Genomic DNA, 11,233 nt, shown 5'->3' with positions numbered 1-11,233 from the left:
GCTGTTCGCCGGCGGCCGACACAGCCGGGCGTGTGGCTGGCGGCCGCCGGCGTGGCGTTGGTGCTCCACGGTGGCCGGCACGGTGGCCTCCCGCGGCCAACGGCGACGGCACCGCCGGGGCGACACTCGGCGGTTACGCGCTGCCGTACGCGTTCACGGCCGGTGCGCTCGCGGTGGGCTCCGGTGACCCGGTCGGGCCGTTCGGGCCGGCCCGGTGGGTGGGTGCCCCCGAACTGCTGGCCGGCTCGGTCGCGTTGCTGCTGGTGGCGCTGATCGGTCTGCTCGGCGTGGCCAGCCGGCTGCGGGTCTTCGTGGCCGGTGTCACGGTCGGGCTGATCGGCTCCGGCGCGGCGCTCGCTGGGCTGGTGATGACGCCGTCCGGCACGGCGGCGGTGCTGATCAGCGCACTGGTGTTCGCGGTCGGTGTGATCCCGCTGCTGGCCATCCGGTTCGGCAAGCTGCCGCTGCCGCCCATCACCCTGCCGACCTCGACGCCGGCGGAGGAGCCGGAGCGGGCCCGGGGTCTGCCGGACCGGAGCCGGGTGCACGCCGCGGTGATCCGTACCGAGGAGATGCTCACCGGGATGTTGATCGGCCACGCGCTGCTGGCGGCGGCCGCGGCGGTCGTCCTGGGAGTTGCCGGCGGAACGGCCGGCCGGGTGCTGGTGGCGGTCACCTCGGCCGTGCTGCTGCTGCGGTCGCGGTTGTTCGTGGCGCTGCGGCACCGGGTGCCGACGGTGCTCGCCGGGCTCGCCGGCTACGCGGTGCTGGGCGCGGTGCTGGTCGGTCAGGCCGACGACGCCGGGCGGTTGGTGCTGGTCCTGGGCGGCGCGGCGGTGGCCCTGGTGGCCGTCGCCGCCGGCACCGGGTACGCCCGCCGGCCCGTTTCGCCGTATCTGGGGAGGGTCGCGGACCTCACCGACACCGCCCTGGTGGTCGCCGTGGTGCCGGTCGCCTGCGCGGTGCTCGACCTGTACGACCGGGCCCGAGGGTTGCTCGGTTGAGCGACCCTCGGGCCCGGTGCGTCAGCGGTCGTCAGTGCATGGACTCGCCGCGCGCCTCGGCGTCGCGGGCCCGCTGGTAGGAGGCGTGGATCTCGGCCTCGGCCTCGGTGCGGCCGACCCAGGTCGCGCCCTCCACCGACTTGCCGGGCTCCAGGTCCTTGTAGACCTCGAAGAAGTGCTGGATCTCCAGGCGGTCGAACTCGCCCAGGTGGTGGATGTCGCGCAGGTGCTCCTGGCGAGGGTCCTCGTAGGGCACGCAGAGGACCTTGTCGTCCCCGCCCTTCTCGTCGGTCATCCGGAACATGCCGATGGTGCGGCAGCGGATCAGGCAGCCCGGGAAGGTCGGCTCGGGGACCAGCACCAGGGCGTCCAGCGGATCGCCGTCCTCGCCCAGGGTGCCCTCGATGAACCCGTAGTCGGCCGGGTACTGGGTGGAGGTGAAGAGGGTGCGGTCCAGCCGGATCCGGCCGGTCTTGTGGTCCACCTCGTACTTGTTTCGGTGACCCTTGGGGATCTCAACCGTCACGTCGAAATCCATCTGCACGCTCCCTCGTCTGCCCACGCTGGCTTACGGAAACAATGGCGGCCTCGACAGGTGAATGCCCACCCGCCGACTCCGGCCGCCGCATAGTCTTCGGACCGAAGTAGTGTCACCCAAGCCGATTTTCGCTGGGGGAGGAGGGGGTCGTGGGGAGGGAAGATTCACACTACCGCCCGGACGGGGGCTCCGCGCACGGTACCGGACGATCCGGCTCCGGCAGTGCCAAGGGGCGAGTCCCGGTGCCCGAGGCCCACCTCCCACGGGCTCCCGAACCAGCGAGCACGGCACCGGAGACGGTGCCCGACCGGCCCCCGCCGCTGCCCTGGCGCCCGCCGGCAGCCCGAACACACCGCCCGGTCCGAACACCGGTCGGTTCCCCACGGTCGGCGGAGGTGCCGCGGTCCCGGTCAGCCCGGCCCCGGTCAGTCCGGTCACTTCCGACCCCGCCGGTGTCCCACCGGTGAGCCCGCCGATCTCCGCGTTGCCGGCACCCGCCGGTGCCGCGCCGGCACCCGTGCCCGCCGCGTCCGGCCGTCGGCGGCGGCTGGTGCTGCTGGCCGCCGTGTTCCTGCTGGTGCTCGCCAGCGTCGGCGTCGTCGTCACCCGACCCGGCCCGGTCGCCGGGTGGCTGGGCGACGACGCCGGGTCCGCGCCGGCGCCGCTGGTGCGAGCCCGGATCCCGCGCCTGGGGAGGTGCTGGCGGGCCCGGATTCGAACGCCCCGGTGCCCACCCCGGAGGGGGTACGCGCCGCCCTTGATCCGCTGGTGGGTGTCGCGGACCTGGGCAGCCGGGTGAACGTCTCGGTGGCCGACGTGATCTCCGGCCAGACGCTGTTCGCCAAGGGGGCGGACGACGGCACCGTGCCCGCCTCGGTGACCAAGCTGGCGACCGCGGTGACCGTGCTGGCCGCCCGGGGGCCCGGCTACCGGATTCCCACCCGTGTGGTGGCCGGCGCGAAGGCCGGCGAGGTGGTGATCATCGGCGGCGGTGATCCGACCCTCGCGATCGACAAGAAGGGCTACTACCCGGGAGCGGCGCGCCTCGACGAGCTGGCCGCCCAGGTCCGCACCGCGCTCGGCGGGACCGCGCCGACCGCTGTCACCGTCGACGGCTCGGCCTACTCCGGCCCGGTCTATGGCCCCGGCTGGGACGACGACATCCCGACCGGCGGGTCAGGCGGCGCGATCACCGCGTTGATGACCGACGGCGCCCGCAAGGACCCGAGCGTCGGACCCGGGTCCGCCCTGCGGCTCGCCGAGCCGGATCTCGCCGCCGGCAGGTCGTTCGCCCGGTTGCTCGGCGTACCGACCGAAGCCGTGAAACGGGGTACCGCACCTGTGCCGGCGCAGGCCGGTGCCGGTGCCGGTGCCAGCCCGGCACCGGGCACCGAGCTGGGCGTGGTGCAGTCCCCGCCGCTGATCCGGCTGGTCGACGTGATGATCAGCGAGAGCGACAACATCGTGGCCGAGGCGCTCGCCCGGCAGGTCGCGTTGGCCGGCAACCAGCCGGCCTCCTTCGACGGGGGTGCCGCCGCGATGGACGCCGAGGTGGCCGAGTTGGGCCTGCCCGCCGAGGAGATCAGCGTCTCCGACGGCAGTGGCCTGTCCCGCCGCAACCGGATCAGCCCGTCGCTGCTGACCGATCTGATCCGACTGGCCGCCAGCCCGGACCACCCGGAGCTGGCCGGCGTCTTCGGTGGTCTGCCGGTGGGTGGTTGGTCCGGGACGCTGGGCGAGCGCTACCGCGACGCCGCCGGCACCACCGCTGGCGCGGGCAGCGTCCGGGCCAAGACCGGCACCCTGACCGGCGTGCACTCCATCGCGGGCCTGGTCACCACCGCCGACGGTCGGCTGTTGACCTTCGCGGTGCTCACCGACAAGGTGCCCGGCGGCAAGGAGACCGCCCAACCGGCGTTGGACCGGATCGCCGCCGCGCTGGCCAACTGCGGCTGCGGCTGACCTTCGCCGGTCGCCCGTTCCGGTCCGCGGCCCGGAGTCGCCATCGGCATCGCCGTCGATCGCGGGATGCGAGCCCGGGCCGGGGTGTCGCGGCGCGGGTACGGTGGGTCCATGGCGCAGTTCGTGGACTGGGATCTGGCCGCCGCCACCGCGGGGGCGTTGAGCAAGTCGGGCCCCCGGGTGTCGTACGCCGAAGCCACCGACGTGGTCGGCGACCTGCGCCGGCTGACCGACGAGGCGGCCGGGCACGTGGCCGACTACACGGGGCTGCGGGCGCAGGTGGCGCATCCGCCGGTCCGGGTGGTCGATCGCCGGGACTGGGCCGCGACGAACATCGCCGGCCTCCGCGAGGTGATCACCCCGCTGATGAGTCGGCTCTCCGGCGACAAGCAGCCGGGCGCGTTGACCGAGGCGATCGGGTCCCGGCTGACCGGCGTGCAGGCCGGGACGGTGCTGGCCTACCTCTCCGGCCGGGTGCTCGGCCAGTACGAGGTCTTCTCGGCCGATCCGGGCCAACTGCTGCTGGTAGCGCCGAACATCGTCGAGGTCGAGCGCAAGCTCGGCGCCGACCCACGGGACTTCCGGCTCTGGGTGTGCCTGCACGAGGTCACCCACCGCACCCAGTTCACGGCCGTGCCGTGGATGCGGGCCTACTTCCTCAGCGAGGTGCAGGCGTTCGTCGACGCCTCGTCCAGCGGCAGCGACCACCTGGTCGAGCGGTTGCGGCGTGGGGTGGCCACGCTCTCCGAGGCGGTCCGTGACCCGGACAGCCGCACCAGCGTGCTGGACATCGTGCAGACCCCGGCGCAGCGGGCCGTACTGGACCGGCTCACCGCGTTGATGACCCTGCTGGAGGGGCACGCCGAGTTCGTCATGGACGGCGTGGGCCCGGCGGTGATCCCGAGCGTGGAGCGAATCCGGGCGTCGTTCAACAGGCGTCGGGAGGCGGGCAACCCGCTGGAGAAGGCGATCCGCCGGCTGCTCGGGGTGGACGTCAAGATGCGCCAGTACGCCGAGGGACGCAAGTTCGTGCACGGCGTGGTGGAGCGGGTGGGTATGGACGGTTTCAACTCGATCTTCAACTCCCCGCTCACCCTGCCCCGGCTGTCGGAGTTGGGTGACCCGGATGCCTGGGTCGCCCGGGTGCACGGCCCGGCCGGCACCTTCCCGGCCGCTGGCTGACCACCCGCCAGTGGCCGCGCTCGCCGCACCGGTGGCCGCGATCCGGGTGGCGGTCCGGCACGCCCTGACCGGCCTGCCGTCCGACGGTCCGGTGCTGGTCGCCTGCTCCGGCGGTGCCGACTCGCTCGCCCTCGCGGTGGCCACCGCGTTCGTGGCGCCGCGGCTGGGTCGCACCGCGGCCCTCGTCACCGTCGACCACGGCTTGCAGGACGGCTCCGCGGAGCGCGCCGAGGCGGTGGCGGGCTGGGGTCGCGGGGTCGGCTTCACGTCGTCGACGGTGGTGCGGGTGGCGGTGACCGGGCGCCCCGGCGGGCCGGAGGCGGCTGCCCGTGCGGCGCGCTACGAGGCGTTGACCGAGGCGGCCCGGCAGCAGCACGCGGTCGCGGTGCTGACCGGGCACACCCGCGACGACCAGGCGGAGACGGTGCTGCTCGCGCTTGCCCGGGGCGCCGGCCCACGTGGGCTGGCCGGCATGCCGGCCCGGCGGGATCTGGGCGGGGTGCCGCTGCTGCGTCCGCTGCTCGAGATCGGTCGGGAGCAGACGCGCGCGGCGTGCGCCGTGCTCGGGCTGAGCCCCTGGCAGGACCCGCACAACACGGACCCGTCGTACAGCCGGTCGAGGGTGCGCGCTGATCTGCTGCCGGCGCTGGTGCGGGCGCTCGGCCCCGGCGTGGTGGACAACCTGGCGCGTACCGCTCGGTTGGTGGCGGCCGACAACGCCGCGCTCGACGAGTTGGCGGCGGCGGCGTTGGCGGCGGCGCGGTGCCCCGACGGTGGTCTCTCCGTGCCGGTGCTGCTCGGCCTGGTTCCGGCGGTACGCGGCCGGGTGCTGCACTCCTGGGCCCGTGAGCTGGGCGCGTCGCCGGGTGCGTTGTCGCACCGGCACGTCGCCGCGCTGGACGCCCTGGTCACCGCCTGGCGCGGACAGGGCCCGACCGGCCTGCCCGGCGGCATCCGGGTGCTCCGCAGCGCCGACCGGTTGTCACCCGCACCGCCAGGCTGAGCGGTTTGCTCAACCGCTGTGCACCCGGTCCCGGAAGGTCGTCCGGTAGCTGTGTGGGGTGGCGCCGACCCGGCGGCTGAAGTGGTGGCGTAGCGCGGCCGCGTCGCCGAAGCCGGACTGGTCGGCGACCGCCTCCACGCTCAACGGCGTCTCCTCCAGGAGTCGTCGGGCGAGCAGCACGCGCTGGTTGGTGAGCCAGTCGTGTGGGGTGGTGCCGGTCTCGGCGCGGAACCGGCGGGCGAACGTACGCGGTGCCATGCCGGCCCGGGCCGCCAACTCCTCCACGGTGATCGTTCGATCCAGGTGACCCATCAGCCACTCCAGCACCGGCTCCAGGGTGGGCGCCTCGGGTGCCTTCGGAATGGGCGCCTCGACGTACTGGGACTGCCGCCGTCGCGGTGCGGTGGGACCACCATCCGCCGGGCCAGCCGGGTCGCGGTGGCCGAGCCGTGTTCCTGGCGGATCAGGTGCAGGCACGCGTCGATGCCGGCCGCCGTGCCGGCGCTGGTGAGCAGCCGACCGTCCTGGACGTAGAGCGAGTTGCAGCGCACCCGGGCGCGCGGATAGCGATCTTGCAGCTCGTCCACGTGCCGCCAGTGCGTGGTGCACTCCCGGTCGTCGAGCAGCCCGGCCGCGCCGAGCAGGAAGGCCCCGGAGCAGACGCTGAACAGGTATGCGCCGCGCGCGTCGGCCCGGCGGAGCGCGTCGAGCACCGGGCCGGGGACTGTGGTGCCCGCGCTGTGCGCGGGGACGGCCACCAGGTCGGCCTCGTCGACCGGGCCGAGGTCGGCGTGCGGGGTGAGGTGGAAGCCGGACGAGGTACGTACGGGGGCACCGTCCGGGCTGCACACCTGGAAGCGGTAGCTGGGAAAACCGTCGGCGGTCCGGTCGGTGCCGAACACCTCGGCGAGCACGCCGAGCTCGAAGGGAGCGACCTGGTCCAGGGCGAGAACGGCAACCGATCGGAGCATGTGACGAGGGTAACCCGGCAGGTGGCAGTAAATCGATGGTCAATGGCATTCCTGCCACTGTCCGAGTGGTTCGGGTGGGCGCAGACTGGTCTCAGTCCGGTGCGCACCGGCGGCGAAACCGACAGCAACCATGCGAAAGTGAGCGCCGCCATGGAGTTCCTGTTCCTCCTCCTGTTCCTGGTCCTGCTCGCCGCCGCCTCGATGGCCGGCCTGACCACAGACAGTCACGATTCGGCCGACTGGAAGCCGAGCGATGACGGACGCCGATGGCGTTCCCGCACCAACTGATGTGATTAGCGGGATTCGCGTAGAAAATCCTTGGCGGGACCGCGCCAAAAGGTGCGGCCCCGCCGACGGAGGCCAGCAGACGTACGGCAGGCTAGGAGTCATGGCTGACGGCTCCTGGTACGACGCCGACATCGACCACGTGATCATTTCCGAGGCGCAGATCCGCGAGAAGACGGCGGAGCTGGCCAAGCAGGTCTCCGCCGACTACGCCCACGTGGGTGACGGACTGCTGCTGGTGTGCGTACTCAAGGGTGCGGTGATGTTCATGGCGGACTTCGCCCGGGCGCTGGGCCGGAACGGTCCGCCGGCGGAGCTCGACTTCATGGCCATCTCCTCCTACGGCCAGGGCACCACCTCGTCCGGCGTGGTCCGCATCCTCAAGGACCTGGACCGGGACATCGCCGGCCGGCACGTGGTGGTCGTCGAGGACATCGTCGACTCCGGGCTCACGCTCTCCTGGCTGCTGCGCTACCTCGAGTCGCGCTCGGCGGCGAGCGTCGAGGTGGTCGCGCTGTTCCGCAAGCCGGACGCGGTGAAGGTGCCGATCCCGGTGAAGTACGTGGGCTTCGACATCCCCACCGAGTTCGTGGTCGGGTACGGCCTGGACTTCGGTGAGCGCTACCGGGAGCTGCCGTACGTCGGCGTGCTCAAGCCCGAGGTCTACGCCCGCTCCTGACGTCCGGACCCGCCCGGTCCGGACGGTTCGTCCGACCGGCGCGAGGGCGACTCGTATCGGCGTCCATCAAGCCGACGTTCAGCGCGCTCTCAGCTGATGCGGTTACCGTGGAGCACGGTGGTGCGGAGGAAACTCCGCGCTCGACCCCTCCGACCGCGTGACCGGGCGTTCGGGTGGCCGAGCCGGACTCCCCGCCACGCCGGTCTCAACCCGGACCCGCCGTACGCGTTGCGGGGCTGGTGGGCCTGCCCACGGTGTGCGCCGTCGATGTCGGAGGTGCGCCGAGTGCGGCGGCTCGCGGGCTTCCTCCTCGCGTACCCGGTCTTTTGATGGTGCACGACTGCGGGGCTCGCAAGCTCACTCCTCGCGTACACGGTGTACCGTCGAATGACCGCGGCGCGGCAGTTTTCGCGTCTCGGGGTCGAGGCCGGCCCGCATGGCGGCTCCGGCCGCCGCTCATCGCGGCAACACCATCAGACGGTCAGGATGTCGATCAGGAGGATGCGGGCGCTCCGGCGCTCGACAACAGTATGGAACGTACGCGTTTCTTCCGCCGACCGGTGGTCTGGATCATCCTGGTCATCCTCGGCGCCGTTGTGCTCAGTCAGCTGTTCACCGCTGGTCCCAGCTACCACCGCGTGGACACTTCCGTTGCGCTCGATCAGCTGCACACCGCCAAGATCAACAAGGTCGTCTTCCAGGACAAGGAGCAGACGGTCCAGCTGGACCTCGCTCAGAAGACGAAGTTCGGCAAGACCGAGACCGACAAGATCGAGGCTCAGTTCCCCTACCAGGCCGGCGACCAGGTCTGGAACGAGGTGCTGGACGCCAAGGCGGCCAACCGGGTCACCGGGCCGGCCGACGTCAAGGTCTCCTCGGACAGCATCTGGGTGAGCCTGCTGGTCAACCTGCTGCCGATCGCGCTGCTCGTGCTCCTGCTGCTGTTCTTCATGTCGCAGATGCAGGGCGGCGGCTCCCGGGTGCTCAACTTCGGCAAGTCCAAGGCCAAGATGATCACCAAGGACACTCCGAAGACGACCTTCGCGGACGTCGCGGGTGCCGAGGAGGCCGTCGAGGAGCTGCACGAGATCAAGGACTTCCTGCAGAACCCGGCGAAGTACCAGGCCCTGGGCGCCAAGATCCCGAAGGGCGTGCTGCTGTTCGGCCCGCCCGGAACGGGTAAGACGCTGCTGGCCCGCGCGGTCGCCGGCGAGGCCGGGGTGCCCTTCTACTCCATCTCCGGCTCCGACTTCGTGGAGATGTTCGTCGGCGTCGGCGCCAGCCGGGTCCGTGACCTGTTCGAGCAGGCCAAGACCAACGCCCCGGCGATCGTCTTCGTCGACGAGATCGACGCCGTCGGCCGGCACCGTGGCGCAGGCATGGGCGGCGGCCACGACGAGCGTGAGCAGACCCTCAACCAGCTGCTCGTCGAGATGGACGGCTTCGACACCAAGGGCGGGGTCATCCTGATCGCCGCCACCAACCGGCCGGACATCCTCGACCCGGCGCTGCTGCGCCCGGGCCGGTTCGACCGGCAGATCCCGGTGGACGCCCCGGACATGGAGGGCCGCAAGGCCATCCTGCGGGTGCACGCCAAGGGCAAGCCGTTCACGCCCGACGTCGACCTCGACTCGGTGGCACGGCGTACCCCGGGCTTCAGCGGTGCCGACCTGGCCAACGTGATCAACGAGTCGGCCCTGCTCACCGCCCGTAAGGACGAGCGGGCGATCAACAACGACTCGCTGGAAGAGTCGATCGACCGGGTGATCGCGGGCCCGCAGCGCCGGACCCGGGTGATGAGCGACCAGGAAAAGAAGATCACCGCGTACCACGAGGGTGGGCACGCGTTGGTCGCCTGGGCGCTGCCGCACGCCGCGCCGGTGCACAAGGTGACGATCCTGTCCCGTGGTCGCTCACTGGGCCACACCCTGGTGCTCCCCACCGAGGACAAGTACACCCAGACCCGCGCCGAGATGATCGACACGCTGGCGTACGCGCTCGGCGGTCGGGCGGCCGAGGAACTGGTCTTCCACGAGCCCACCACTGGAGCCGGGAACGACATCGAGAAGGCCACCCAACTGGCCCGCGCGATGATCACCCAGTACGGCATGAGCTCCAAGCTCGGCGCGATCAAGTACGGCACCAGCGGAGACGAGCCGTTCCTCGGCCGCAACATGGGCCACGAGCGGGACTACTCGGACTCGGTGGCCGCCGAGATCGACGGCGAGATGCGGGCACTCGTCGAGCTGGCGCACGACGAGGCCTGGGAGATCCTGGTGGAGTACCGGGACGTCCTGGACAACATCGTGCTCGAGCTGATGGAGAAGGAGACTCTCTCCACTGCCGACATGGCGCGGATCTGCTCCCGGGTGGTCAAGCGCCCGCCGCTGGCGCCGTACAACGGCTTCGGCAAGCGTCAGCCGTCCACCGAGCCGCCCGTGCTCACCCCTGCGGAGAAGGACGCGCTCAAGGCGCAGGCCCAGGCCGACGGCGCGCAGGCGTCCGTCGGTGGCGGGGCACCGTCCAACAACTCGGACGGTACGCACTGAGCGACGACCCGACGGCGACGACGAGCTGGACTACGTGGCCGCGCGGCTGATCAGCGGCAAGCTGACCGGCCGCCCGGTCGAGGACGCGGTCGACCTCGGCCGGATCGAGAAGGCCGTCCGGGAGATCCTGATCGCGGTCGGCGAGGACCCGGACCGCGACGGACTCCAGCAGACCCCGTCCCGGGTCGCCCGCGCGTACGCCGAACTCTTCGCCGGCCTCCGGGTCGACCCGGGCCAGGTGCTCAGCACCACCTTCGAGGCCAACCACGAAGAGCTGGTGATCGTTCGGGACATCGACGTGATGAGCCTCTGTGAGCACCACCTGCTGCCGTTCCGCGGCAGCGCGCACATCGGCTACATCCCCGGCCCCGACGGGCGGATCACCGGCCTGTCCAAGCTGGCCCGACTCGTCGAGGTCTTCGCCCGTCGACCCCAGGTGCAGGAGCGGCTCACCTCGCAGGTCGCCGACCTGCTGATGAGCAAACTCGCACCACGCGGGGTCGTCGTCGTGCTGGAGTGCGAACACATGTGCATGGCGATGCGCGGCATCCAGAAGTCCGGTGCCAAGACCATCACCTCGGCCGTACGCGGCATCCTGCAGACGGACTCCAAGTCGCGGGCCGAGGCGATGGCCCTGATCCTTCCCCGCTGAACGCCCCGCGCACCACGGCCGGCGACACCCCTCCCGGGACGGCCGGCCGTTCCGTTCCACGCCCCTGGTGGTTCAGCCGGCGAGCAGCGCCAACAGCAGACCGGCGGTGGCCAGCACCGCCGGCACCAGGCACACCAGCGCGCCGAAGCGCACCGTGCGGTCCAGCCGATCGGTGGGGCTGACCCGGAACAACCGCCCGATGCCCAGCCAACCGGCGACGAACGCCACCGCCGGCATCGGCAGACCGCAGATCAGCGCCGCCACGCTGGCCGGCCCCGCCCCCGTCGCCACGTACACCGCGACCTGGATCAGTGGCACCAGCAGCGCCAACGGCCCGTACACCAGAAGGTTGCGGGCCGCGCGGGCCAGGACCCCGGCCGGAACCGGCGGCGCGCGGCCAGGGCCGCG

At 72.1% G+C, this 11,233-nt stretch carries 7 protein-coding genes and 4 pseudogenes; 8 read left to right on the top strand and 3 right to left on the bottom strand.

The features are described from left to right. Window positions 1-1,004, top strand: a pseudogene (gene eccD, locus JM949_RS28310) (type VII secretion integral membrane protein EccD); the annotation flags it as partial. A 31-nt stretch (window positions 1,005-1,035) separates the two neighbouring features. Here the strand turns inward: eccD and JM949_RS28305 are convergent. Beyond that, on the bottom strand, window positions 1,036-1,542 hold the full coding sequence (locus JM949_RS28305; protein WP_091403280.1) for an inorganic diphosphatase: 507 nt from the start codon (window positions 1,540-1,542) through the stop codon (window positions 1,036-1,038). Between the two features lie 517 nt (window positions 1,543-2,059). On the opposite strand from JM949_RS28305, the pseudogene dacB reads away from it, so the two are divergent. The 3 genes and pseudogenes from dacB to tilS all read left to right on the top strand — a co-directional run bounded on the left by dacB (window position 2,060) and on the right by tilS (window position 5,689). Beyond that, window positions 2,060-3,504 (top strand): annotated as a pseudogene (gene dacB / locus JM949_RS28300) (D-alanyl-D-alanine carboxypeptidase/D-alanyl-D-alanine endopeptidase). 111 nt (window positions 3,505-3,615) lie between these two features. Beyond that, a complete protein-coding gene (locus JM949_RS28295; protein WP_203151241.1) occupies window positions 3,616-4,686 on the top strand; it encodes a zinc-dependent metalloprotease in 1,071 nt (356 codons plus the stop codon). Between the two features lie 10 nt (window positions 4,687-4,696). Continuing rightward, entirely contained in the window at window positions 4,697-5,689 is a 993-nt protein-coding gene (tilS, locus tag JM949_RS28290; protein WP_203151240.1) for a tRNA lysidine(34) synthetase TilS, read from the top strand. A gap of 9 nt (window positions 5,690-5,698) precedes the next feature. On the opposite strand, the pseudogene JM949_RS28285 reads toward tilS, so the two are convergent. Further along, window positions 5,699-6,660, bottom strand: a pseudogene (locus JM949_RS28285) (GlxA family transcriptional regulator). Between the two features lie 42 nt (window positions 6,661-6,702). On the opposite strand from JM949_RS28285, the gene JM949_RS28280 reads away from it, so the two are divergent. From JM949_RS28280 to folE, 4 genes are all read left to right on the top strand, one after another. Next, the gene (locus JM949_RS28280) at window positions 6,703-6,948 is read left to right on the top strand and encodes a hypothetical protein (protein WP_203151244.1); all 246 of its coding nucleotides are present in this window, start codon (window positions 6,703-6,705) and stop codon (window positions 6,946-6,948) included. Window positions 6,949-7,048: 100 nt separating this feature from the next. Beyond that, complete coding sequence (hpt, locus tag JM949_RS28275; protein ID WP_203151239.1) at window positions 7,049-7,624, top strand: hypoxanthine phosphoribosyltransferase; 576 nt, start codon at window positions 7,049-7,051, stop codon at window positions 7,622-7,624. A 530-nt stretch (window positions 7,625-8,154) separates the two neighbouring features. Further along, window positions 8,155-10,173, top strand: a complete 2,019-nt coding sequence (gene ftsH, locus JM949_RS28270) for an ATP-dependent zinc metalloprotease FtsH (protein ID WP_203151238.1) — start codon at window positions 8,155-8,157, stop codon at window positions 10,171-10,173. A gap of 34 nt (window positions 10,174-10,207) precedes the next feature. Further along, window positions 10,208-10,825 (top strand): GTP cyclohydrolase I FolE, encoded by a 618-nt coding sequence (gene folE, locus JM949_RS28265; protein WP_203151243.1) that lies wholly within the window; start codon window positions 10,208-10,210, stop codon window positions 10,823-10,825. 72 nt (window positions 10,826-10,897) lie between these two features. Here folE and JM949_RS28260 read toward each other — a convergent pair. After that, window positions 10,898-11,233: pseudogene (locus JM949_RS28260) on the bottom strand (hypothetical protein); the annotation flags it as partial.

Source organism: Micromonospora tarensis (genome assembly GCF_016803395.1).
GTDB lineage: Bacteria > Actinomycetota > Actinomycetes > Mycobacteriales > Micromonosporaceae > Micromonospora > Micromonospora tarensis.
This window is presented reverse-complemented; position numbering and strand designations above follow the sequence as displayed.